This window comes from Staphylococcus sp. FSL H8-0121 (assembly GCF_038008425.1).
Lineage (GTDB): Bacteria > Bacillota > Bacilli > Staphylococcales > Staphylococcaceae > Staphylococcus > Staphylococcus pasteuri.
This window is the reverse complement of sequence record NZ_JBBOZB010000001.1, coordinates 675,516-699,718: the sequence shown is the minus strand read 5'-3', so window position 1 is coordinate 699,718 and position 24,203 is coordinate 675,516. Positions and strand designations below refer to the sequence as shown.

The window sequence follows — 24,203 nt, the reverse complement described above, 5'->3', positions numbered from 1 at the left end:
TTTCATAAAAGAATTTATCGTAATTAAAACCAACAAGAAAGGAGGAAAAACATGGAAACGTATCAAGAACAAATTAAAACTAAGTTAAATGTCGTACCATTGGAACCTGGTTGTTATTTAATGAAAGATCGTAATGATCAAGTAATTTATGTTGGTAAAGCTAAAAAATTACGTAATCGATTACGTTCATATTTTACTGGTGCACATGATGCTAAAACAACGCGCTTAGTGAGTGAAATACGTAATTTTGAATTTATTGTAACCTCAAGCGAGACAGAATCATTACTTTTAGAATTAAACTTAATTAAACAATATCAACCACGTTACAATATTTTGCTGAAAGATGATAAAAGCTATCCATTCATTAAAATTACTAAAGAAAAACATCCTAGATTAATCGTAACCAGAACAGTTAAAAAAGGATCTGGTAAATATTTCGGTCCATATCCTAACGCTTATTCCGCACAAGAGACAAAAAAATTATTAGACCGGATATATCCATTTAGAAAATGTGATAAAATGCCGGATAAATTATGTCTTTATTATCATATTGGTCAATGTATGGGGCCGTGTGTTTATGATGTAGATTTAGATAAATATGCTCAAATGACAAAAGAAATTAGTGATTTTTTAAATGGTGAAGATAAAACGATATTAAACAATTTACAAGATCGTATGGAGAAAGCTAGTGAATCATTAGATTTTGAACGTGCTAAAGAATATCGTGATTTAATTCAACACATTCATAATCTCACTAAAAAGCAAAAAATTATGTCTACCGATAATACGATTCGTGATGTTTTTGGATATAGTGTGTCTAAAGGATGGATGTGTATCCAAGTATTTTTCATTAGGCAAGGCAATATGATTAAAAGAGATACAACGATGATTCCGATTCAACAAACAGAAGAAGAAGAATTCTATACATTTATAGGTCAGTTCTACAGTTTAAATCAACACATCCTACCTAAAGAAGTTCATGTCCCTAAAAATTTAAATAAAGAAATTATTCAATCTGTTGTGGATACTAAAATAGTGCAACCTTCAAGAGGTGCAAAAAAAGAAATGATAGATTTAGCTAACCATAATGCCGAAGTGTCATTAACAAATAAATTTGAATTAATCGCTAGAGACGAATCAAGAACAGTTAAAGCAATTGAGGAACTCGGTGAAAGAATGGGAATACAAACTCCTATTAGAATTGAGGCATTTGATAACTCCAATATCCAAGGTGTGGATCCCGTATCAGCCATGGTAACTTTTGTAGATGGTAAGCCAGATAAAAAGGGCTACCGCAAATATAAAATTAAAACGGTTGAAGGGCCAGATGATTATAAATCAATGAGAGAAGTAGTCCGTCGACGATACACTCGAGTTCTAAATGAAGGTACCCCATTACCAGATTTAATCATTGTTGATGGTGGTAAAGGGCATATGAACGGTGTTATGGACGTACTTGAAAATGAATTAGGTTTGGATATTCCAGTTGCAGGACTACAAAAGAATGACAAACACCAAACGTCAGAATTATTATATGGTGCGAGTGCTGAAATAGTGCCATTGAAGAAAAATAGCCAAGCTTTCTATTTATTACACCGCATTCAAGATGAAGTCCATCGTTTTGCTATTACATTCCACAGACAAACGAGACAAAAAACAGGTCTTAAGTCAGTACTTGATGATATAGATGGAATTGGAAGTAAACGTAAAACGAAATTATTAAGAACTTTTGGATCAATTAAGAAGATGAAAGCAGCATCTTTAGAAGAATTAAAAAAATCTGGACTACCCGAAAATGTTGCAAAAAACTTACAGCACGCACTTCAATCAAAATAAATTGACAAATTTTGGACATGAGAATTATTCTCATGTCCAAAAGTGCTTTAAATAATGTTACAATATAGTTAACAAAAGGCTATTTTTTTAAAGTTGTTTGGAAGCGTTTTCTAATTGAGAATTGTTATCAATCATGTAGGGTTACATGAATTGCTATAGAATACTCACATATGACGACATCATTATATGAAATCTATAACATGACTAGCCCTTTTCTTTTTTATGAAATACTTGTTTGATTTTAAATTTAACAGGAAGATGCTCCCAAGTATCTTTAAAGTGATTTAATTAAGACGAGTACAAAATAAAGAAGTAAAAGAAGCTAGTATTTTATATGGTTTTTTACGGCAGTTTACATACAACTTTATAATTTTAGTCAATTAATTAAATGTTTACAGGGGGGACTCCTTTTGGCTCAATCAAAAAATGAATTCTACTTAAGACGAATCCATTCGTTATTAGGTATTATCCCAATCGGTGCATTCTTAATTGTTCACTTATTGGTCAATCATCAAGCAACACAAGGGGCGGAAGCTTTTAATAAAGCCTCAGGTTTCATGGAATCAATACCGTTCTTATTGGTAGTTGAATTTCTATTTATTTATATTCCGCTTTTATACCATGGTTTATTTGGTTTACACATTGCATTTACAGCAAAAGAGAATGTGGGTCATTACTCATTATTCAGAAACTGGATGTTCTTTTGCCAAAGAATAAGTGGTATTTTAGCATTCATCTTTATTGGTATGCACTTATGGCAAACACGCTTACAAAAAGCTTTTTACGGTAAAGCAGTTGACTATAATATGATGCACGAAACTTTACATAATCCATTGTGGGCTATTTTCTACATTATTTGTGTAATTGCAGTAGTATTCCACTTTTCAAATGGATTATGGTCATTCTTAGTTACATGGGGTATTTTACAATCAAAAAAATCACAACGTGTCTTCACATGGGTATCGTTAATTGTATTTTTAATTATCTCTTATATCGGCGTAACTGCTATTATCGCATTTATGTAACAAATACAGATTAACTAGTCTTAGTTTTTATATTTCAGGGGAGTGACATTTCTATGGCAGAGAAAAAAATTATTGTTGTCGGTGGAGGACTTGCCGGTCTGATGTCAACAATTAAAGCAGCAGAAAAAGGTGCACATGTAGATTTATTCTCATTAGTACCTGTTAAACGTTCGCACTCAGTTTGTGCCCAAGGTGGTATTAACGGTGCGGTAAATACAAAAGGTGAAGGTGACTCACCTTGGATTCACTTTGATGACACTGTTTATGGTGGCGACTTCCTAGCAAACCAACCACCAGTAAAAGCAATGGCTGAAGCTGCACCTAACATCATTCACTTATTAGACCGTATGGGTGTTATGTTTAGTAGAACTAATGAAGGTCTATTAGACTTCAGACGTTTCGGTGGTACGTTATATCACAGAACAGCATTTGCTGGAGCTACAACAGGTCAACAATTATTATATGCGTTAGATGAACAAGTTCGTTCATTTGAAGTAGATGGATTAGTAACAAAATACGAAGGTTGGGAATTCTTAGGTATAGTTAAAGATGACGACAATGCTGCTAGAGGTATTGTTGCACAAAACATGACAACTTCTGAAATTCAATCATTCGGTTCTGACGCAGTAATTATGGCAACAGGTGGTCCTGGTATCATCTTCGGTAAAACAACTAACTCAATGATTAATACAGGTTCTGCAGCATCTATCGTTTATCAACAAGGTGCAGCATACGCAAATGGTGAATTCATCCAAATTCATCCAACTGCTATTCCTGGTGACGATAAATTACGTCTGATGAGTGAATCAGCACGTGGTGAAGGTGGACGTATCTGGACATATAAAGATGGTAAACCTTGGTATTTCTTAGAAGAAAAATATCCTGACTATGGTAACTTAGTACCTCGTGATATCGCGACACGTGAAATTTTCGATGTATGTATTAACCAAAAATTAGGTATTAACGGCGAAAACATGGTTTACTTAGATTTATCTCATAAAGATCCACATGAATTAGACGTTAAACTTGGTGGTATTATTGAGATTTATGAAAAATTCACTGGTGATGATCCACGTAAAGTACCAATGAAAATTTTCCCAGCAGTACACTACTCAATGGGTGGTCTATATGTTGATTATGACCAAATGACTAACATTAAAGGTTTATTTGCTGCAGGAGAATGTGATTTCTCTCAACACGGTGGTAATAGACTTGGCGCTAACTCATTATTATCTGCCATCTATGGTGGTACAGTAGCTGGCCCTAATGCTATTAAATATCTTGATGATATTGAAACTTCATACACTGACTTAGATGACAGTATTTATGAAGCACGTGTAAAAGAAGAACAAGAACGCTTTGATAAATTATTAAACATGCGCGGTTCAGAAAATGCTTATAAACTTCATCGTGAATTAGGTGAAATTATGACAGCAAATGTAACTGTTGTGCGTGAAAATGATAAATTATTAGAAACAGATAAGAAAATCCAAGAATTGATGAAACGTTATGAAGATATCGATATGGAAGATACACAAACTTGGAGTAACCAAGCTGTATTCTTCACTCGTCAATTATGGAATATGCTTGTGCTAGCACGAGTAATTACAATTGGGGCTTATAACCGTAATGAATCACGTGGTGCACACTACAAACCAGAATTCCCTGATCGTAATGATGATGAATGGTTAAAAACAACTATGGCGTATTACCAAGGTAGAACAGAAGCACCTAGATTTGAATACGATCCAGTTGATATTAGCTTAATCCCACCACGTAAACGTGATTACACTAGTAAGTCTAAAGGAGGTAAAAAATAATGGCTGACCAATCAGTAAAAGACACTCCAGAAACTCAAAGTAATCAACAACAACAGCAAAACGATCAACCAAAACAAAAAACGGTTAAATTAATTATCAAACGTCAAGACGATAGTGAATCTAAACCATATGAAGAAACATTTGAAATTCCTTATAAAGAAAATTTAAATGTTATTGCTTGTCTAATGGAAATTAGACGTAATCCAGTTAATATTAATGGTGAAAAAACAACTCCAGTAACTTGGGATATGAACTGTTTAGAAGAAGTATGTGGTGCTTGTTCAATGGTTATCAACGGACGCGCAAGACAATCTTGTTCTGCAATTGTTGACCAATTAGAACAACCTATTCGTTTAGAACCAATGAGTACTTTCCCAGTAATTCGTGACTTACAAGTTGACCGTTCAAGAATGTTCGACAACTTGAAACGTATGAAAGCTTGGATTCCAATCGATGGTACTTACGATTTAGGACCAGGACCACGTATGCCTGAGAAAAAACGTCAAACAGCTTATGAATTATCTAAATGTATGACTTGTGGTGTTTGTTTAGAAGTTTGTCCAAACGTTACACAAAATAATAGCTTCGTTGGCGCACAAGCTATTTCACAAGTTCGTTTATTCGACTTACACCCAACAGGTGCAATGACAAAAGATGAACGTTTAGATGCATTAATGAGCGCAGGTGGTCTACAACAATGTGGTAATTCTCAAAACTGTGTGAATGCATGTCCAAAAGGTATTCCTTTAACAACATCAATTGCTGCAATGAATAGAGAAACTTCATTCCATATGTTCAAATCATTCTTTGGTTCTGACCATAAAGTAGATTAATAATTTAAGTAACAGATTTAGCGATACCCAATAAAAGGGGTATCGCTTTTTTATTTAATGATTTACTTTGTATTGGCCATGAATAGATAACGACTGTAACAATTCAAAATAATAAACACATTGAATCGCGTATGATAAAATAAAACTTAATTATGAAATAAGGATGTAAGACTATGAATAGACCAATTGGCGTTATAGATTCAGGTGTTGGTGGTTTAACAGTAGCTAAAGAAATTATGAGACAACTTCCTAATGAAACGATTTATTACTTAGGAGATATTGGTAGATGTCCATATGGTCCAAGACCAGGTGAAGAAGTTAAACAATTTACAACTGAAATTGCACAAAAACTTGTAGAATTTGATATTAAAATGCTAGTCATCGCATGTAATACAGCGACTGCCGTTGCATTAGAACATTTACAGAAAATATTACCGATTCCAGTGGTAGGTGTCATTGAACCTGGTGCTAGAACAGCTATTATGACAACAAGAAATCAAAATGTTTTAATATTAGGAACAGAAGGTACAATTAAATCAGAAGCTTATCGTAAACACATTAAACAAATTAATCCTAATGTAGAAGTATATGGTATTGCTTGTCCAGCTTTTGCTCCTTTAGTAGAACAAATGAGATATAACGATCCGACAATTACAAGTATTGTCATACATCAAACATTGAAACAATGGAGAAATAGTGATGCTGATACTGTTATATTAGGTTGCACACACTATCCATTATTATATCAACCTATATATGATTATTTTGGTGGTAAGAAAACTGTTATTTCTTCTGGACTAGAGACAGCTCGAGAAGTAAGTGCATTATTAACATTTAGTAATGAACATGCTAGTTATACAGAACATCCAGCACATCGCTTTTTTGCTACAGGAGATACGACATATATTGAAAATATTATTCAAGAATGGTTAGGTATGGATGCTGAAGTTGAACGAGTTAATGTTGGATAAATGGAGGGAAAAATAATGGAAGATATCGTTATTGCGTCTAATAATCAAGGTAAAATAAATGATTTTAAAGCTATATTTCCTAATAAAAATGTCATAGGAATAAGTGAATTGATTAAAGATTTTGATGTAGAAGAAACTGGTACAACATTTGAAGAAAATGCTAAATTAAAATCAGTAGCTGCAGCTAAAGCATTAAATAAGCAAGTCATTGCAGATGATAGTGGCCTTGAAGTACAAGCACTTAATGGAGAACCAGGTGTTTATTCTGCAAGATATGCTGGTTTAGATAAAAATGACCAAGATAATATTAAAAAGTTACTTGATAATATGAATAACGAGACTGAAAGAGCTGCACAATTTGTATGCGTTATTAGTCTGAGTTCACCAAACGGACAAACTCAGCAATTTAAAGGAACGGTATCAGGAGAAATCACAACTGAACCTATAGGAGAAAATGGCTTCGGTTATGATCCTGTTTTTTATGTTCCGTCACTTGGTAAAACAATGGCACAATTAACAGATGAGGAAAAAGCGAAAATCAGTCATCGTGGAAATGCTATTAATCAATTACAACAATTTTTAGCAGGTGAGAATAATGAGTAAATGGATTGTAGTAAGTGATAATCATAATGAATCGGGAATTCTTTACGATATTTACGAGAAACATAATGATGCAGATGTTTTTCTTCATTTAGGTGATTCAGAATTTCAATATGATGATACTGAACTTAGCCTTTACAACAGAGTGAAAGGGAATTGTGATTTTTATCCAGAATTTCCTGAAGAAAATACAATCTCAAATAATGGGATCAATGCCTTTTATACACATGGGCACTTATACCAAGTAAATCAAACGAGAATGAAATTAGCTGAAAAAGCTAAAACATTAAACGCTCAACTAGCATTTTACGGGCATACACATGTTGCTAAATATGAAAATATAGCTGATGTACATGTGATTAATCCAGGTAGTATTTCTCAATCAAGAAGTGCTGTTGAAGAAACATATGCCGAATTAATTATTGTAGATGATGAGAACAAAGCAACGTTAAATTTTAGAAATAGAGAGCATAAAGTGATAGATACAATTGAATTTAAACTAAATGATATTTAAAAATATGCATAAGCTTTCTTCAAAGTTGAATTATATATTCAACGGACAAGAAAGCTTATTATTTTTTGACATATAGTACACCTAGGTGTACTATTTTATTGGAGGTACATATGAAAGGTAATGAATTACAACAATTTAATCAATTTCACTTAACATTTATTGAAATAAGTAAAATTATTAACGAAGTTATTGATGAAGAAAATATTGATATTTCAAGAGAACAATTAGGCATTTTTAAATTACTTTTAGAACATAAACAATTATCTGTGAATCAAATAGCTGAAAAACAAGGTGTATATAAAACTGCAATTTCAAAAAGGATTAAGAAATTAGAAACAAAACATTTTGTAGAACGGATAAAGTCTGGAGATAAAAGAGAGAAAGTTATACAACTAACTGAGGAAGGACTTCAATTTTATAATAATAGACAAAACAAGTTGTATGAAGGTTTTAAAAGGAAATTAAATTTAAATAATAAAGAATTAAATGATCTTTTTGATTATACGAACCACATCAACGACATTTTAAAAAAGGATGAAGAACAATGACAAATAAAATTAAAGTTCATGTTTTACACACAGGGAATGTGATTGTAGATGAAGCGTTACCATTTGGATATTCAAATAATAGATTACTTGCATGGACAGGTCTTTTTAGATCTAAACAGCATCAAATTAAGATACCTGTTTCAGTTTATTTAATAGAACATCCTAAAGGTTTAGTATTAATAGATACTGGATGGCATACAGATAATAGAACACATCAAATTAAAAATTTACGTTTTCAATATCCTGTAAATAAAGCTGATTTACCAAAAGGAGAAGCAGTGCATGAACAATTGATAAAACTAGGATATAAACCTAGTGATATCGACTATATATTAATGAGTCATATGCATTGTGATCATGCTGACGGATTAAGATTAGTTAAAGATGCTAAACATATATTAGTTAGTGAAGAGGAATATGAAGCTATACAAAAAGATAAAATGCATTATCTTCCTCATGAATGGAAGGGTGTTCACTTAGAAACATTTAAATTTGAAGATAGCGATTTAGGACCTAAAAAGAAAGCTTTTGATTTATTTGGAGACGGTACTATTAAAATGATATGGTCACCAGGACATAGTAAAGGTCTAAGTTCTACGATTGTAAAATCTTATGATAATGAGAAATTCTTATTCCTAGTATCTGATATTGGTTATGCTTCTAAATCTTGGAAAGAAAATATATTACCTGGAGTATTAGTTGATAAAAAAGATGCTCAACAATCTTTAAATTGGGTGATAGAGATGGTGCAAAATCCTAATTGTATAGAAGCCATTGCTAATCACGACCCAGATGTTAAACCTCATATTGTAGAATTATAATGATAGATAGGAAATCATTTTTTTAAGTTTATTTGTAAGTATTCAGGTCCCTAAAAAGTCCCTATAAATTAATAATCAAAACAGCTAGGCATTTTTGAATGCCTAGCTGTTTTGATGTCATAAAAAAAGAACTGTAATCCAACAGGATTACAGTTCTAGTTAGCGTCCTGGGAGGGATTCGAACCCCCGACCGATGGCTTAGAAGGCCATTGCTCTATCCAGCTGAGCTACCAGGACATTTTTTAACACAAGAGTTATTATAGCTAAATTAACTGTAATATGCAATAGCTATGATATAAAAAATGTTTATATTTTTCACTATTGTAGTGTATTGAAACAATATCATAAAGTGTTTTTAAGTTTGAAGAATATTTGAATCTATTGAATTGTGAACAATTCAGTTTTGTATCCCTAACTGTTCAAAACTGAAAACGATTTTACAGTTTTGAAGTGTTTATAGCGAAGTAAGGAAAAGACGCCAAAGTTGGGCATGAAAGTTATATATTATAAATAACAAAACGATAGATAAACAACACGAATCAATTTACCTCAGTTTTTGAAAGTAACTTTTGAACAATAAATATTAAGGAGTGTTTATAGTGGAAGGTTTATTCAAAGCAATTAAAGATACAGTTGAAGCCGGTGTTAATAATGACGGTGCTAAATTAGGTACAAGTATCGTAGGTATCGTAGAAAATGGTGTAGGGGTATTAAGTAAATTATTTGGATTCTAAGATTTATCAATTACTAAAATAAATTATAAAAAAGGAGATTTTTATTATGACAAAATTAGCAGAAGCAATCGCAAATACAGTACAAGCAGCACAAGGACATGACGGAGCTAAATTAGGCACTAGTATCGTAAGCATCGTAGAAAATGGCGTTAGCGTATTAGGAAAATTATTTGGATTCTAAGTCTTAACAACAATTAAAATAAATTAAAACAGAAAAGGAGATTTTTATAATGACAAAATTAGCAGAAGCAATCGCAAATACAGTACAAGCAGCACAAAATCACGATGGAGCTAAATTAGGAACAAGCATCGTAAGCATCGTAGAAAATGGTGTTAGCGTATTAGGAAAATTATTCGGATTCTAATATTCAAATATTTAGTACTGACCAGGGCAAGCGCTCTGGTCTTTTTTTATTTTCTAAGAAATTATATTCAAAATTTGTTATTGTTAATAGAGATAAAAGAGTAGTGAGGGATATAAAAATGAAATACACAACTATTTTACTAGATTTTGATGATACAATTGTTGATTTTTATGATGCTGAAGAAAAAGCATTTTACAATATGGCTAAACATTTTAATCATTATCCAACAGAAGAGGATTTTTATTATTTTAGAAAGGTTAATCAATCTCATTGGGAAGCTTTTCAAGAAAATAAATTAACTAAAGTTGAAGTTTTAACTCTGAGATTTGTTAATTACTTTAAAGACTATAACATTGAAGTTGATGGGAATTTAGCTGACAATCTATTTAGAGATGAATTAGCAAAAGCTACACCTAGCTTTTTTGATGGGACTTTAGACACAATAGATTATTTGAGAAAAAAACATAATATTTATATTGTGACAAATGGAGTTACAGAAACACAGCAACGTCGTTTAGCCCAAACAACATTTAACGAAACATTAAATGGCATTTTTATATCTGAACAAACAGGTTATCAAAAGCCTATGCCAGAATTTTTTGATTACATTTTTAAAGAGATGGGAGAAACACATAGAGAAAAGGCAATAATTGTAGGAGATTCACTTACTTCGGATATTTTAGGAGGAAAAAATGCTAATATTGCTACATGTTGGTTCAATTTAAGAAATAAAGAAAATAATACAACAATTCAACCTGATTATGAAATTAAGTCTCTTAAAGAATTAATTGATATTGTAGAATAATCAAATTAAAAAATCCCATCGAATTTAATAAATTCGGTGGAATTTTTTCGTACTATGGGTGCCAAATTAAAACATCATGTCCTTCAGGATTTTTAGCTTCGACATCTTTGAAACCTTGACTTTCGAAATAAGATTTTGAATTATTTCTAGCGATTGCTTTAATAGGAAGGTTAAATGATTTTGCAAAATCGATTAATTCCTTAGAAAAACCTCTGTTTTGATATTTCTCTAATACTTCTAATTTCCATAATAAAATATAATCGTCACAATCAGGGAAGTAAGATTCCTCAACTTCACCTTTATTTAGCAATGCCATTCTTGCAGCTAATTTATCTCCGACAAAAATACCATAAAAAGGTGAGTCTGAACTTGCATCGATCATTTGTCCGTTAAATTCTTCAACCATATATAAATCTTTATTACCAAACTCTCTAAAATCTTCGAATAACTCATCAGTTTTGTAATTAATTTCTAATTTTTTTACGTCGCTCATCATCATGTCCCCCTTTATTCCTTTCTTATATTATACCTTAAAGTCTATGTTCTTTTCATTTATTTATGCTCTAAGCCAAAATTAAACTAGATAAATATATTTATACGAGTTGAATTTTTTATACCATTCAAAATAAAAATAATGACACGAATGTCATTTCGAACGTATGTATTTTTAATGAATTTTAAGATTTTATAAATTTTTATAAGCCGTTAAATTGTCATAAGTGAGTATAGTCTTTATACTATATTAGGAATAGTGATACTGAAGGAGAAAAACAATGGACTGTAAAATATTAAAATTAAACAATGACGATCAGTTTATTTCCAAAATAAAAAATAGTGATAGTAGGCTCCAACAATTCTACCAATATGATGCTATGTCAGAAGATAGCTTTAAAAAGAAAATGGATGCGCCTTCTAATGGAAGAGAAAAAGAACTTGCTAATGTTATTCAATCTTATATGGAAGATTTATCAATAATTGAAGCGCAACAAACACATTTGGATGCTTTAGCTAATGGCGCAAAAGTTGTCATTGGAGGACAACAGGCTGGTCTGTTTGGTGGTCCTTTATATACAATTCATAAAATTTTTTCAATTATTACATTGAGTCAACAACTTTCAAATAAATATAACCAAACGGTTGTACCGGTATTTTGGATTGCTGGAGAAGATCATGATTTTGATGAAGTCAATCATACATTTGCTTATAATCAACAAGACGCACATCTACATAAAATTAAATATCATACTATGACACCACCTGAAAGTAACGTATCTCGTTTTAATCCTGAACAGTCACAAATGATTGAAGTGTTGAATGATTACTTTAAACAATTAAAAGAAACAGAGCATAGTAAAGCAATTTACCAAATGTGTTTAGACATTATTAAAAGTAATGATAACTGGTCAAATATTTTTAAAGCTTTATTACATGAAATCTTCAAAGATTATGGTGTTTTATTTATTGATGCTCAATATACTTCGTTGAGAAAAATGGAAAAACCTTTATTAAAAGAAATGATTTTAAAACATCGTGCTATTGATGAAGCTTTTAGAAATAATCAAAAAAATACAACACAACAAGGTTTGTCTCAAATGATTCAAACTGATACTAATGTGCATTTATTCCTTCATGAAGAAGGGATGAGACAATTATTAACTTATGAAAATGATGCTTTCCATTTAAGTAAATCAACACAAAACTATAATCAACAACAGTTATTAGACATATTAGATGAAGAACCTGATAGATTTTCAAATAATGTTGTTACACGTCCTATAATGGAAGAATGGTTATTTAATACTGTGGCCTTCATCGGTGGTCCAAGTGAAATTAAATATTGGGCAGAACTACATGATGTATTTCAGTTATTAAATATTGATATGCCGATTGTATTACCAAGATTGAGGATTACTTACTTATATAATAGAACTCAAAAATTATTAAATCAGTATCAACTTCAATTAGAACACGTCATAGAGAATGGTATTGAAGAAGATAAACAAAAATTTATTCGTGAACAAGCTTCCGAAACATTTTTAAATGAAATTGACAGTATGAAACAACAACAGGAAAATCTATTTCATTCTTTATATAAAGAAGTTCAAGGTAATAATGCTAATGAAAATTTAGTAACTAAAAATAATGAAATACACTTAAGACAGTATGATTATTTGAAAAAACGTTATCTTTTAAATATCGAAAGAGAAAATGACATTAGCATGAGACATTTTAGAGAAATTAATGATCATCTCCACGCAATGGGAGGATTACAAGAAAGAATATGGAATCCACTTCAAATTTTGAATGATTTTGGGAAAGATGTGTTCAGTCCCTCCACTTATCCACCACTTTCTTACACTTTTGATCATATCATAATAAAAGATTGATATAACAGCGTTTAAGCCCGCTTTATCGAAAAGATAAAGCGGGTATTTTTTTATAAAAATAAATATTTTTGACGAATTTTACATAATTAGTGGAGGATAGTGGGGAGATGTGGTAAATTATAAATAAGGTGAGGTGAGAAAAAATGTTCATGGGAGAATACGATCATCAATTAGATACAAAAGGACGTATGATTATACCGTCCAAGTTTCGTTATGATTTAAATGAACGTTTTATTATCACTCGAGGCCTTGATAAGTGTTTATTCGGCTATACTTTAGAAGAATGGCAACAAATTGAAGAGAAGATGAAAACCTTACCTATGACAAAAAAAGACGCACGTAAGTTTATGCGTATGTTCTTCTCAGGTGCCGTTGAAGTAGAGTTAGATAAACAAGGACGTATTAATATTCCACAAAATTTAAGGAAATACGCTAATTTAACTAAAGAATGTACAGTAATAGGTGTTTCAAATCGAATTGAGATTTGGGATAGAGAAACTTGGAATGATTTCTATGAGGAATCTGAAGATAGTTTCGAAGATATTGCTGAGGATTTAATAGATTTTGATTTTTAATTTGGAGGTATGACAGTGTTTCATCATATAAGCGTTATGTTAAACGAAACCATTGATTATCTAAATATAAAAGAAGATGGTGTGTATGTTGACTGTACGTTAGGTGGAGCAGGACATGCCTTATATTTACTAAATCAATTAAGTGATGAAGGTAGACTTATTGCAATTGATCAAGACTTAACTGCAATAGAAAATGCTAAAGATGTTTTGAAAGAACATTTACATAAAGTCACTTTTATTCACAGTAATTTTCGAGAGTTAACACAAATATTAAAAGAGCTAAACATTGAAAAAGTTGATGGTATCTACTATGACTTAGGTGTTTCAAGTCCACAGTTAGATGTACCAGAAAGAGGCTTTAGCTATCATCATGATGCTAAATTAGACATGCGGATGGATCAAACGCAATCATTATCAGCTTATGAAGTTGTAAATGAATGGTCTTTTGAAGCATTAGTCAAAATTTTCTATCGTTATGGTGAAGAAAAGTTCTCAAAACAAATTGCAAGAAGAATTGAAGCAAACCGAGAAAAACAACCAATCGAGACAACATTAGAATTAGTTGAAGTGATTAAAGAAGGCATTCCTGCCAAAGCTAGAAGAAAAGGCGGGCACCCTGCGAAAAGAGTGTTCCAAGCTATACGAATTGCAGTAAATGATGAATTAAGTGCATTCGAAGATTCAATAGAACAAGCTATCGAGCTTGTAAAGGTACACGGACGTATTTCTGTTATTACATTCCATTCATTGGAAGACCGATTATGTAAACAGATGTTTCAAGAGTATGAAAAGGGACCTGACTTACCTAGAGGCTTACCAGTTATCCCTGAAGAATATACCCCAAAATTGAAACGCGTAAACCGTAAACCTATTACTGCGACTGACGAAGATTTAGATGACAATAATCGAGCCCGAAGCGCAAAACTACGCATTGCAGAAATATTAAAATAAGGAGTAATTCAACATGGCTGTAGAAAAAGTTTACCAACCATATGATAATGCAACACAAACCAGTGTTCCAAAAAGACAACCGCAAACCTCTCCTCAAAAGCAAACCGTTAAACGTAAAGTTGTCGTTCAACTTACTAGATTCGAAAAGATTTTATACATAACGCTAGTCTCTGTCATTGCTATGATTAGTATTTATATGCTATCTTTAAAAATGGATGCGTATGATACGCGAGGAAAAATTGCAGATTTAGATCAAAAAATTGAACAACAATCTAGCGAGAACAGCGCCTTAAAATCTGAAATTAAGAAAAATTCTTCATACGAACGCATTTACGACAAGGCTAAGAAGCAAGGTATGAGCCTCAAGAACGATAATGTAAAGGTAGTGCGTAATAATGGCGAAACGAAAAATTAAAATTAAAAAAAATAAAATAGGGGCAGTCCTACTTGTTGGTTTATTCGGGCTGCTCTTTTTTATATTGGTTTTGAGGTTTTCATACATAATGATTACTGGTCATTCAAATGGACAAGATTTGATAATGAAAGCAAACCAAAAATATTTAGTTAATAACTCAGAGCAACCAGAACGAGGAAAGATTTACGATAGAAACGGTAAAGTCTTAGCCGAAGATGTTGAAAGATATAAAGTCGTAGCAGTTGTAGATAAAAAAGCGAGTGAAAATAGTAAAAAGCCAAGGCATGTGGTAGATAAAAAGAAAACTGCCAAAGAATTATCAAAAGTTATTGATATGAAACCAGATGAAATCGAAAAAAGATTGAATCAGAAAAAAGTATTCCAAGTAGAGTTTGGTCAAAAAGGTACTAATTTAACGTATCAAGATAAAGAAAAACTTGAAAAGAAAGACTTACCAGGAATTACCTTATATCCTGAAACTGAAAGATTTTATCCTAATGGTAACTTTGCTTCTCACTTAATTGGTATGGCTCAAAAAGATCCTGATACGGGTCAATTAAATGGTGCCATGGGAGTTGAAAAGATATTTAATAGTTATCTTAATGGTTCAAAAGGATCATTAAAATATATACATGATATCTGGGGATACATCGCACCAAATACAAAATCAGAAAAACAACCTAAACGTGGCGATGATGTTCATTTAACGATTGATTCAAATATTCAAGTGTTCGTCGAAGAAGCATTAGATGACATGGTTGACCGCTACAATCCTAAAGATTTATTTGCGGTTGTTATGGATGCAAGAACCGGAGAAATTTTAGCGTATAGCCAAAGACCTACATTTAATCCTGAAACAGGTAAAGACTTTGGTAAAAAATGGGCTAATGATTTATATCAAAATACGTATGAACCAGGATCAACATTTAAAACATATGGATTAGCTGCAGCTATTCAAGAAGGTAAATTCAGCCCGAATAAGAAATTTAAATCAGGACCTAGAGAGATAATGGGCTCAGAAATTTCTGACTGGAATAAAACAGGTTGGGGTAGTATTCCTGAAACACTAGGATTTACGTACTCAGCTAACTCATTAATGATGCACTTACAAGATGAAGTTGGTGCTGATAAAATGAAATCTTGGTATGAACGATTTGGTTTTGGTAAATCAACAAATGGTATGTTTGATGGTGAATCCACTGGTCATATTGCATGGGATAATGAATTACAACAAAAAACATCAGCATTTGGACAATCAACTACAGTAACACCAGTTCAAATGATTCAAGCACAGTCAGCATTTTTCAACAAAGGTAATATGTTGAAACCATGGTTTGTAAGTAGTATAGACAATCCAATTTCTAAAAAGAATTTTTATAAAGGTGAGAAATCTTACGCTGGAAAACCAGTTTCAGAAGATACTGCTAATAAAGTTGAAAAAGAATTAGATAAAGTTGTAAATAGTAAGAAGAGTCATGCGATGAACTATCGTGTGAAAGGATACGATATCGAAGGTAAAACAGGTACCGCTCAAGTAGCCGATTCTAAAGGTGGCGGTTATGTTAAGGGTGAGAATCCATACTTCGTAAGTTTCATGGGTGATGCACCTAAGAAACATCCTAAAGTGATTGTTTATGCTGGTATGAGTCTTGCACAAAAAAATGATCAAGAAGCATATGAAATGGGTGTAAGTAAAGCATTCAAACCGATCATGGAAAATACGTTGAAATATTTAAACGTTGATAAATCAAAAGATTCTGCTTCTAAAAAGGATTATAGTAAAGTGCCTAACGTAGAAGGACAATCAATAGAAAAAGCTAAAGATAGTATTAATGCTAAATCACTTAAACCAGTTGTTATTGGCAGTGGTAAAACAGTGAAATCACAATCAGTCAAAGCTGATTCTGAAGCATTGCCTCATAGTAAAGTTCTTTTAGTAACAGATGGTGACTTGACTATGCCTGATATGAAAGGCTGGACAAAAGAAGATGTTCTTGCTTTCCAAGAATTAACTAACATTAAGGTCAAAACGACTGGCAGTGGTTTTGTTTCAGATCAATCTATGACACAAGGTCAAAAACTTAAAAAATCAGATAAAATTGAAGTTACTTTATCAGCAGAATCTACTGATAGCACAACTGACGATAGTGATAAACAATCATTAGACAAATCATCTGATAAGAAAGATAAATCTAAGTCTAAAAAGAAAGATTCAAGCACTGACTAGTACAACATAGATATTCAACATATAAGGAAGAGATTGGGATTTTATTTATCCTTCTCTCTTTCTTAATATGTTATGAACTAACGTATAAATTTAGAACTAAAACTGATAAAATGTAAAAGCTAACAATTAAAAATATTTAATAATATATGTAAATTGACGGATAAAAGAAAAGGAGATTATTATGATTTTTGTATATGCGATGTTATCGCTTCTAGTAACTTTTGTACTTGTACCTATACTCATACCAACGCTCAAAAGAATGAAATTTGGACAAAGTATTCGTGAAGAAGGGCCTCAAAGCCATATGAAGAAAACGGGTACTCCAACAATGGGTGGACTAACATTCTTAATAAGTATCATTATCGCTTCAGTTATTGCGATTATTTTTGTAGATCGTTCTAATCCAATAATTTTATTACTATTTGTAACAATCGGATTTGGATTAATTGGCTTTATTGATGATTACATTATCGTTGTTAAGAAAAATAACCAAGGTTTAACAAGTAAACAGAAATTTTTAGCACAAATTTTAATTGCTGTAATATTTTTCGTACTAAGTAATGTGTTTAACTTAGTCAATTTTTCAACAACTTTACATATTCCGTTTACTGACGGTGGTATCCCTCTTTCATTTGCTTATGTTATATTTATCATCTTTTGGCAAGTTGGCTTTTCAAATGCAGTCAATTTAACAGATGGATTAGATGGTTTAGCTACAGGACTTTCAATTATCGGTTTTGCAATGTATGCCATTATGAGTTTTGTACTAGAATCACCTGCAATTGGTACATTCTGTATTATTATGGTATTTGCTTTACTAGGATTCTTACCATATAACTTAAATCCAGCTAAAGTATTTATGGGTGACACAGGTAGCTTAGCATTAGGTGGCATATTTGCTACAATTTCAATTATGTTAAACCAAGAGTTATCACTTATATTTATCGGATTTGTATTCGTAGTAGAAACGTTATCAGTTATGTTACAAGTTGCTTCATATAAATTAACTAAAAAACGTATTTTCAAAATGAGTCCTATTCATCACCACTTTGAATTATGTGGATGGAATGAATGGAAAGTTGTAACAGTATTTTGGTCAGTAGGTTTAATAACAGGTCTAATAGGCTTATGGATTGGAGTGCACTAGTATGCTAAATTACACAGGATTAGAAAATAAAGATGTATTAGTTGTAGGATTAGCAAAAAGTGGTTACGAGGCAGCCAAATTATTAAGTAAATTAGGCGCGAATGTAACAGTGAATGATGGTAAAGATTTATCTCAAGATGCACATGCTAAAGATTTAGAAGCTATGGGCATTAAGGTTATTAGTGGAAGCCATCCAAATTCATTATTAGATAATAACCCTATAGTTATTAAGAACCCCGGTATTCCATACACTGTATCGATTATAGATGAAGCAGTAAAAAGAGGTTTAAAAATATTAACTGAAGTTGAATTAAGTTATCTAATTTCAGAAGCGCCCATTATTTCAGTAACAGGTACAAATGGTAAAACCACTGTCACTTCATTAATAGGTGACATGTTTAAAAATAGTAGATTAACTGGTAGATTGTCTGGAAATATTGGTTATGTTGCTTCGAAAGTGGCACAAGAAGTAACTCCGAAAGATTATTTGATTACTGAATTATCATCATTCCAATTATTAGGAATTGATCAATATAAACCACATATCGCAATTATCACTAATATTTATTCAGCGCATTTAGATTATCACGAAACGCTTGAAAATTATCAAAATGCTAAAAAGCAAATATATAAAAATCAAACAGAAGATGATTTCTTAATTTGTAATTATCATCAACGTCATTTAATTGAATCAGAAAATTTAAAAGCTAAAACGTTATATTTCTCAACTCAACAAGAAGTGGATGGTATATATATTAAAGATGGCTTTATTGAATATAAAGGTGTTCGTATTATTAGCGTAGATGATTTAGTTTTACCAGGTGAACATAATTTAGAAAATATTTTAGCAGCTGTTTTAGCTACAATATTAGCTGGTGTACCAATTAAAGCGATTGTTGACAGTCTTACAACATTCTCAGGGATTGAACATAGATTACAATATATTGGTACAAATAGAACTAATAAATACTATAACGATTCTAAAGCAACAAATACGCTAGCTACACAATTTGCATTAAATTCATTTAATCAACCAATCATTTGGTTATGTGGCGGGTTAGATAGAGGTAATGAATTTGATGAATTAGTACCTTATATGAATAATGTAAGAATTATGGTCGTATTTGGTGAAACACAAGAAAAATTCGCTAAATTAGGAAATAGTCAAGGTAAATACGTTATCAAGGCTACAGATGTACAAGATGCCGTCGATAAAATTCAAGACGTTATTGAACCAAATGATGTGGTGTTACTTTCACCAGCGTGTGCAAGTTGGGATCAGTATAATACATTCGAAGAACGTGGAGAGAAATTTATTCAAAGTTTCCGTGCACACTTGCCATCATACTAAAAGGGCGTGATAGAAAATGGACGGTAAATCTAATGACAATAACAGAAACAATGCAGCTAACTCCGATGACAAACAAAATGATGAGTTAAGCATGTTTCGTAGAAGTAACGATTTTAGAACGCGTAAAAGAAAAAAGTTTAAAGATAAAGTTGAAGACGACATATCTAACTCGAATCACTATGATGATACGAGTGAAGAAGAACAGCATCATAGTGAGGACATCTTAAATGATCGCAAAACTCATTTAAACGATAAAGAAGATTTTGTTAGCGATAATGATAACTCAGAGTCGTATCGCGAAAGTGAGCAAATTAATCATTATAATAATGATGAAAAAGTTAATAGCGATGATAGTCAACAAGATAAAGAACAAACAAATAATATTGAAGTTAATACAACTTCAAAAACTAAGCACAAAAATAAAAATGCAAAGAAAAATTGGTTGAGTTTTTTTACACCAAATAAATCAACATCAAAGAAAAAAGAACATGCACAAGAAGAACAAACAGATTCTAATAAGAAAGTTACACAATTTAGTTCACCAACTCTAGAAGAGAAAAGAGCACAACGGCGTCGAAGACAAAAAAGAATTCAGTACACCGTTATTACAGTATTGGTATTGTTAATTGTGATATTCTTACTATATATGTTTACACCATTAAGTAAAATCTCCAACGTAAATATTGAGGGGAATCATAATGTAAGTAAAAGCCAAATTAACAAAGCACTCAATGTTAAGTCTACTTCACGCATGTATACTTTTAGTAAAGGTAAAGCTAAAACTAATTTAAAGAAAAATAAATTAATTAAAGATGTAAGCATTACCAAGCAATTACCTAATACGTTAAATGTTAAAATAACAGAATATCAAGTTGTTGGTTTAACGAAAAACAAAGACAAATATGTGCCTGTGCTAGAAGACGGGAAAGAATTAAAAGATTATGATGGTAATATTTCACATGACGGTCCAATCATTGATGGTTTTAAAGGCGACAAAAAGGAAAAAATAATCCAAGCGTTATCAGAAATGTCACCTAAAGTGAGAAATTTAATTGCGGAAGTCAACTATGCACCAGATAAGAATAAGCAGAACAGAATTAAAATATTCACTAAAGATGATATTCAAGTCATTGGAGATATTACGACTATAGCGGATAAGATGAAATATTACCCACAAATGTCAGAATCACTGTCTCGTAGTGATTCAGGCGACCTTAAAACAGATGGTTATATTGATTTGTCGGTAGGAGCATCATTTATTCCTTATCAAAATAGTAGTGGTGATCAATCTGAATCTGAACAAAGTGTATCTAAAACATCAGCAAAAGAAACTGAAGCAAAAGAAGAACTTCAAAGTGTGTTAAATAAAATTAATAAAGAATCAAAAGAAAATAATTAAAAAATTTTGATATTAGTATGTGTTTATAGTTCACAAGCTTATAAACGTATTGTAAACTAAACATAGTGTATTTTAATAGTAACTTGTCAGGAGGTGCCTATCTATGGAGGAACATTACTATGTAAGCATAGATATTGGTTCATCAAGTGTTAAAACAATAGTAGGCGAAAAATTTCACAATGGAATAAATGTGATAGGTACAGGACAAACCTATACAAGCGGTATTAAAAATGGTCTGATTGATGACTTTGATATAGCAAGACAAGCTGTCAAAGACACAATTAAAAAGGCTTCTATCGCTTCAGGTGTCGATATTAAAGAAGTATTCTTAAAATTACCTATCATAGGAACTGAAGTGTATGATGAATCAAATGAAATAGAATTTTATGAAGATACTGAAATTAATGGAACACATATCGAATCTGTACTTGAAGGTATTAGAGACAAAAATGATGTTCCTGAAACAGAAGTCATTAACGTTTTCCCAATACGCTTTGTTGTAGATAAGGAAAATGAAGTATCAGATCCAAAAGAATTAATCGCTAGACATTCACTTAAAGTGGATGCAGGCGTTATAGCTATTCAAAAATCAATTTTAATTAATATGATTAAATGTGTTGAATCATGTGGTGTAGACGTGCTTGACGTATATTCAGATGCATACAATTATGGCTCAATCTTATCAGCAACTGAGAAAGAGCTCGGTGCATGTGTTATTGATATCGGTGAAGATTTAACACAAATTGCCTTCTATGAACGTGGCGAATTAGTGGATGCAGATTCAATCGAAATGGCTGGTCGTGATATTACTGACGATGTTGCACAAGGATTAAACACTTCTTATGACACAGCAGAAAAGATTAAACATCAATATGGTCATGCTTTTTATGACTCAGCTTCAAGCCAAGATGTATTTTCTGTGGATCAAATAGATAGTGAAGAGAATGTTCAATATACGCAAAAAGATTTAAGTGATTTTATTGAAGCAAGAGTTGAAGATATTTTCTTCGAAGTATTTGATGTATTGCAAGAATTAGGATTAACTAAAGTTAACGGTGGTTTCGTCGTTACTGGCGGATCAGCTAACTTATTAGGTGTAAAAGAATTACTACAAGATATGGTAAGTGAAAAAGTAAGAATTCATACACCATCTCAAATGGGTATCAGAAAACCAGAATTTTCTTCTGCGATTTCTACGATTTCTAGTAGTATCACTTTTGACGAGTTATTAGATTATGTTACAATTAGTTATCAAGATAATGAGGAATTTGAAGAGGAAGTTATCGAATCAAATGATAAAGATGCTGACTCTAAATCAAGCGGTTTCGATTGGTTCAAACGCAAATCGAATAAAAAAGATGATTATGAGGAAGAACCTGAAGCACCTCATGAAGAATATGACAACCGCGAAACTCATCAAGAACAAGATCATCATAATGCTCAAGATAAAGACAAAGAAGAAGGTAAATTTAAAAAACTCATGAAATCTTTATTTGAATGATTATTGGCCATTAAAACTAGGAGGAAATTTAAATGTTAGAATTTGAACAAGGATTTAATCATTTAGCGACTTTAAAAGTCATCGGTGTAGGTGGCGGCGGTAACAACGCTGTAAACCGTATGATTGACCACGGTATGAATAATGTAGAATTTATCGCTATCAATACGGATGGACAAGCTTTAAACTTATCTAAAGCTGAATCAAAAATCCAAATTGGTGAAAAATTAACACGTGGATTAGGTGCTGGAGCTAACCCAGAAATTGGGAAAAAAGCTGCAGAAGAATCACGTGAACAAATTGAAGATGCAATCCAAGGTGCAGATATGGTATTCGTAACTGCAGGTATGGGTGGCGGTACTGGTACTGGTGCTGCTCCTGTAGTAGCAAAAATTGCTAAAGAAATGGGAGCTTTAACAGTTGGTGTTGTTACTCGTCCATTCGGCTTTGAAGGTCGTAAACGTCAAACACAAGCTGCTGCCGGCGTTGAATCAATGAAAGCTGCTGTAGATACATTAATCGTTATTCCTAATGATCGTTTATTAGATATCGTTGATAAATCAACTCCTATGATGGAAGCATTTAAAGAAGCAGACAACGTTTTACGTCAAGGTGTACAAGGTATTTCTGACTTAATCGCTGTATCTGGTGAAGTTAACTTAGACTTTGCTGACGTGAAAACTATTATGTCAAACCAAGGTTCTGCCTTAATGGGAATTGGCGTATCATCTGGAGAAAATAGAGCGGTAGAAGCAGCTAAAAAAGCTATTTCTTCACCTTTATTAGAAACTTCTATTGTTGGTGCACAAGGTGTGCTTATGAACATTACAGGTGGGGAATCACTTTCTTTATTCGAAGCTCAAGAAGCTGCTGATATCGTACAAGATGCTGCTGATGAAGACGTGAACATGATTTTCGGTACAGTAATTAACCCAGAATTACAAGATGAAATTGTAGTTACAGTTATTGCTACTGGATTTGAAGACAAACCATCTTCTCAAGGACGTAAAGCTTCTAGTACTGGATTCGGTTCTAGTGTAAATAGTGCTTCATCATCTCATTCTGTAGATAGAGAAGAATCTGTAAGCAGTTCTGCTTCAAGTGCATCATCTTCTGACAGTGTGAACGAAAGAACTCATACAACTAAAGACGATGATATTCCTAGCTTTATTAGAAACAGAGAAGAAAGACGTTCAAGAAGAACTAGACGTTAATTAATTCTCTAAACATATTATTTTAAGTCATCAGATTGAATTCTGATGACTTTTTAATTTTTTACATAGGAATTTTTAAGATTATAACCAGATTCTAAAGTTTAAGAAAAAGCATGTTAATCCATGTACAATTAAAATAGTTTTAATTTAATTACAAATAAAAATGT

General features: G+C 32.0%; 24 protein-coding genes and 1 tRNA gene. 23 read left to right on the top strand and 2 right to left on the bottom strand.

Going from position 1 to position 24,203, the window contains the following annotated elements:
• Positions 1-51: 51 nt before the first annotated feature.
• The 9 genes from uvrC to LFT63_RS03310 all read left to right on the top strand — a co-directional run bounded on the left by uvrC (position 52) and on the right by LFT63_RS03310 (position 8,968).
• Positions 52-1,836, top strand: coding sequence for an excinuclease ABC subunit UvrC (gene uvrC / locus LFT63_RS03350; protein WP_070452732.1), 1,785 nt, complete (start codon positions 52-54; stop codon positions 1,834-1,836).
• A gap of 410 nt (positions 1,837-2,246) precedes the next feature.
• Positions 2,247-2,861 carry a succinate dehydrogenase cytochrome b558 subunit gene (locus LFT63_RS03345; RefSeq protein ID WP_029055492.1) on the top strand — a complete coding sequence of 205 codons (615 nt, stop codon included), beginning with the start codon at positions 2,247-2,249 and terminating at the stop codon, positions 2,859-2,861.
• A gap of 53 nt (positions 2,862-2,914) precedes the next feature.
• A complete protein-coding gene (gene sdhA, locus LFT63_RS03340) occupies positions 2,915-4,681 on the top strand; it encodes a succinate dehydrogenase flavoprotein subunit (protein ID WP_029055491.1) in 1,767 nt (588 codons plus the stop codon).
• On the top strand, positions 4,681-5,514 hold the full coding sequence (sdhB, locus tag LFT63_RS03335) for a succinate dehydrogenase iron-sulfur subunit (protein ID WP_017637636.1): 834 nt from the start codon (positions 4,681-4,683) through the stop codon (positions 5,512-5,514). The genes sdhA and sdhB overlap by 1 nt, the downstream gene beginning before the upstream one ends.
• 173 nt (positions 5,515-5,687) lie before the next feature.
• On the top strand, positions 5,688-6,485 hold the full coding sequence (gene racE, locus LFT63_RS03330; RefSeq protein ID WP_017637635.1) for a glutamate racemase: 798 nt from the start codon (positions 5,688-5,690) through the stop codon (positions 6,483-6,485).
• A gap of 15 nt (positions 6,486-6,500) precedes the next feature.
• Entirely contained in the window at positions 6,501-7,088 is a 588-nt protein-coding gene (locus LFT63_RS03325) for an XTP/dITP diphosphatase (protein ID WP_340767932.1), read from the top strand.
• Positions 7,081-7,599, top strand: a complete 519-nt coding sequence (locus LFT63_RS03320) for a YfcE family phosphodiesterase (RefSeq protein ID WP_029055489.1) — start codon at positions 7,081-7,083, stop codon at positions 7,597-7,599. Before LFT63_RS03325 ends, LFT63_RS03320 begins: the two co-directional genes overlap by 8 nt.
• 110 nt (positions 7,600-7,709) lie before the next feature.
• Positions 7,710-8,147: a MarR family winged helix-turn-helix transcriptional regulator gene (locus LFT63_RS03315; protein ID WP_029055488.1), complete on the top strand. Its 438-nt coding sequence runs from the start codon at positions 7,710-7,712 to the stop codon at positions 8,145-8,147.
• Positions 8,144-8,968 (top strand): N-acyl homoserine lactonase family protein, encoded by an 825-nt coding sequence (locus LFT63_RS03310; RefSeq protein ID WP_029055487.1) that lies wholly within the window; start codon positions 8,144-8,146, stop codon positions 8,966-8,968. Before LFT63_RS03315 ends, LFT63_RS03310 begins: the two co-directional genes overlap by 4 nt.
• Before the next feature lie 163 nt (positions 8,969-9,131).
• On the opposite strand, the gene LFT63_RS03305 is transcribed toward LFT63_RS03310, so the two are convergent.
• Positions 9,132-9,205 (bottom strand) — tRNA-Arg (locus LFT63_RS03305).
• Positions 9,206-9,567: 362 nt separating this feature from the next.
• Here LFT63_RS03305 and LFT63_RS03300 point away from each other — a divergent pair.
• From LFT63_RS03300 to LFT63_RS03285, 4 genes are all read left to right on the top strand, one after another.
• Positions 9,568-9,702 carry a beta-class phenol-soluble modulin gene (locus LFT63_RS03300; RefSeq protein WP_017637181.1) on the top strand — a complete coding sequence of 45 codons (135 nt, stop codon included), beginning with the start codon at positions 9,568-9,570 and terminating at the stop codon, positions 9,700-9,702.
• A gap of 46 nt (positions 9,703-9,748) precedes the next feature.
• Positions 9,749-9,883: a beta-class phenol-soluble modulin gene (locus LFT63_RS03295; protein ID WP_002450638.1), complete on the top strand. Its 135-nt coding sequence runs from the start codon at positions 9,749-9,751 to the stop codon at positions 9,881-9,883.
• 49 nt (positions 9,884-9,932) lie between these two features.
• Positions 9,933-10,067 carry a beta-class phenol-soluble modulin gene (locus tag LFT63_RS03290; RefSeq protein ID WP_017637180.1) on the top strand — a complete coding sequence of 45 codons (135 nt, stop codon included), beginning with the start codon at positions 9,933-9,935 and terminating at the stop codon, positions 10,065-10,067.
• A gap of 118 nt (positions 10,068-10,185) precedes the next feature.
• Positions 10,186-10,872: a YjjG family noncanonical pyrimidine nucleotidase gene (locus LFT63_RS03285; protein ID WP_017637179.1), complete on the top strand. Its 687-nt coding sequence runs from the start codon at positions 10,186-10,188 to the stop codon at positions 10,870-10,872.
• Between the two features lie 52 nt (positions 10,873-10,924).
• On the opposite strand, the gene LFT63_RS03280 is transcribed toward LFT63_RS03285, so the two are convergent.
• The gene (locus tag LFT63_RS03280) at positions 10,925-11,365 is read right to left on the bottom strand and encodes an N-acetyltransferase (protein ID WP_029055486.1); all 441 of its coding nucleotides are present in this window, start codon (positions 11,363-11,365) and stop codon (positions 10,925-10,927) included.
• A 280-nt stretch (positions 11,366-11,645) separates the two neighbouring features.
• On the opposite strand from LFT63_RS03280, the gene bshC reads away from it, so the two are divergent.
• From bshC to ftsZ, 10 genes are all read left to right on the top strand, one after another.
• Positions 11,646-13,259: a bacillithiol biosynthesis cysteine-adding enzyme BshC gene (bshC, locus tag LFT63_RS03275; RefSeq protein ID WP_340767927.1), complete on the top strand. Its 1,614-nt coding sequence runs from the start codon at positions 11,646-11,648 to the stop codon at positions 13,257-13,259.
• Between the two features lie 143 nt (positions 13,260-13,402).
• Positions 13,403-13,834 carry a division/cell wall cluster transcriptional repressor MraZ gene (mraZ, locus tag LFT63_RS03270; protein ID WP_002442408.1) on the top strand — a complete coding sequence of 144 codons (432 nt, stop codon included), beginning with the start codon at positions 13,403-13,405 and terminating at the stop codon, positions 13,832-13,834.
• A 15-nt stretch (positions 13,835-13,849) separates the two neighbouring features.
• Entirely contained in the window at positions 13,850-14,785 is a 936-nt protein-coding gene (gene rsmH, locus LFT63_RS03265) for a 16S rRNA (cytosine(1402)-N(4))-methyltransferase RsmH (protein WP_046466587.1), read from the top strand.
• A 13-nt stretch (positions 14,786-14,798) separates the two neighbouring features.
• A complete protein-coding gene (gene ftsL / locus LFT63_RS03260; protein WP_017637174.1) occupies positions 14,799-15,200 on the top strand; it encodes a cell division protein FtsL in 402 nt (133 codons plus the stop codon).
• Entirely contained in the window at positions 15,181-17,427 is a 2,247-nt protein-coding gene (locus LFT63_RS03255) for a penicillin-binding protein (RefSeq protein WP_107999682.1), read from the top strand. Before ftsL ends, LFT63_RS03255 begins: the two co-directional genes overlap by 20 nt.
• A 181-nt stretch (positions 17,428-17,608) precedes the next feature.
• Entirely contained in the window at positions 17,609-18,574 is a 966-nt protein-coding gene (mraY, locus tag LFT63_RS03250; protein ID WP_017637172.1) for a phospho-N-acetylmuramoyl-pentapeptide-transferase, read from the top strand.
• Between the two features lies 1 nt (position 18,575).
• The gene (gene murD / locus LFT63_RS03245; protein ID WP_340767920.1) at positions 18,576-19,925 is read left to right on the top strand and encodes a UDP-N-acetylmuramoyl-L-alanine--D-glutamate ligase; all 1,350 of its coding nucleotides are present in this window, start codon (positions 18,576-18,578) and stop codon (positions 19,923-19,925) included.
• A 16-nt stretch (positions 19,926-19,941) separates the two neighbouring features.
• Positions 19,942-21,324 (top strand): cell division protein FtsQ/DivIB, encoded by a 1,383-nt coding sequence (locus tag LFT63_RS03240; RefSeq protein ID WP_029055482.1) that lies wholly within the window; start codon positions 19,942-19,944, stop codon positions 21,322-21,324.
• 103 nt (positions 21,325-21,427) lie between these two features.
• Positions 21,428-22,825 carry a cell division protein FtsA gene (gene ftsA, locus LFT63_RS03235; RefSeq protein WP_029055481.1) on the top strand — a complete coding sequence of 466 codons (1,398 nt, stop codon included), beginning with the start codon at positions 21,428-21,430 and terminating at the stop codon, positions 22,823-22,825.
• A gap of 32 nt (positions 22,826-22,857) precedes the next feature.
• Complete coding sequence (gene ftsZ / locus LFT63_RS03230) at positions 22,858-24,036, top strand: cell division protein FtsZ (protein ID WP_017637168.1); 1,179 nt, start codon at positions 22,858-22,860, stop codon at positions 24,034-24,036.
• The last annotated feature ends 167 nt before the right edge of the window (positions 24,037-24,203 follow it).

Coding starts and splice junctions, on each gene's coding strand:
- uvrC (WP_070452732.1), top strand. CDS start 52: ATGGAAACGTATCAAGAACAAATTAAAACTAAGTTAAATGTCGTACCA.
- sdhA (WP_029055491.1), top strand. CDS start 2,915: ATGGCAGAGAAAAAAATTATTGTTGTCGGTGGAGGACTTGCCGGTCTG.
- sdhB (WP_017637636.1), top strand. CDS start 4,681: ATGGCTGACCAATCAGTAAAAGACACTCCAGAAACTCAAAGTAATCAA.
- racE (WP_017637635.1), top strand. CDS start 5,688: ATGAATAGACCAATTGGCGTTATAGATTCAGGTGTTGGTGGTTTAACA.
- LFT63_RS03325 (WP_340767932.1), top strand. CDS start 6,501: ATGGAAGATATCGTTATTGCGTCTAATAATCAAGGTAAAATAAATGAT.
- LFT63_RS03320 (WP_029055489.1), top strand. CDS start 7,081: ATGAGTAAATGGATTGTAGTAAGTGATAATCATAATGAATCGGGAATT.
- LFT63_RS03315 (WP_029055488.1), top strand. CDS start 7,710: ATGAAAGGTAATGAATTACAACAATTTAATCAATTTCACTTAACATTT.
- LFT63_RS03310 (WP_029055487.1), top strand. CDS start 8,144: ATGACAAATAAAATTAAAGTTCATGTTTTACACACAGGGAATGTGATT.
- LFT63_RS03295 (WP_002450638.1), top strand. CDS start 9,749: ATGACAAAATTAGCAGAAGCAATCGCAAATACAGTACAAGCAGCACAA.
- LFT63_RS03290 (WP_017637180.1), top strand. CDS start 9,933: ATGACAAAATTAGCAGAAGCAATCGCAAATACAGTACAAGCAGCACAA.
- LFT63_RS03285 (WP_017637179.1), top strand. CDS start 10,186: ATGAAATACACAACTATTTTACTAGATTTTGATGATACAATTGTTGAT.
- LFT63_RS03280 (WP_029055486.1), bottom strand. CDS start 11,365: ATGAGCGACGTAAAAAAATTAGAAATTAATTACAAAACTGATGAGTTA.
- bshC (WP_340767927.1), top strand. CDS start 11,646: ATGGACTGTAAAATATTAAAATTAAACAATGACGATCAGTTTATTTCC.
- mraZ (WP_002442408.1), top strand. CDS start 13,403: ATGTTCATGGGAGAATACGATCATCAATTAGATACAAAAGGACGTATG.
- ftsL (WP_017637174.1), top strand. CDS start 14,799: ATGGCTGTAGAAAAAGTTTACCAACCATATGATAATGCAACACAAACC.
- LFT63_RS03255 (WP_107999682.1), top strand. CDS start 15,181: ATGGCGAAACGAAAAATTAAAATTAAAAAAAATAAAATAGGGGCAGTC.
- mraY (WP_017637172.1), top strand. CDS start 17,609: ATGATTTTTGTATATGCGATGTTATCGCTTCTAGTAACTTTTGTACTT.
- murD (WP_340767920.1), top strand. CDS start 18,576: ATGCTAAATTACACAGGATTAGAAAATAAAGATGTATTAGTTGTAGGA.
- LFT63_RS03240 (WP_029055482.1), top strand. CDS start 19,942: ATGGACGGTAAATCTAATGACAATAACAGAAACAATGCAGCTAACTCC.
- ftsA (WP_029055481.1), top strand. CDS start 21,428: ATGGAGGAACATTACTATGTAAGCATAGATATTGGTTCATCAAGTGTT.
- ftsZ (WP_017637168.1), top strand. CDS start 22,858: ATGTTAGAATTTGAACAAGGATTTAATCATTTAGCGACTTTAAAAGTC.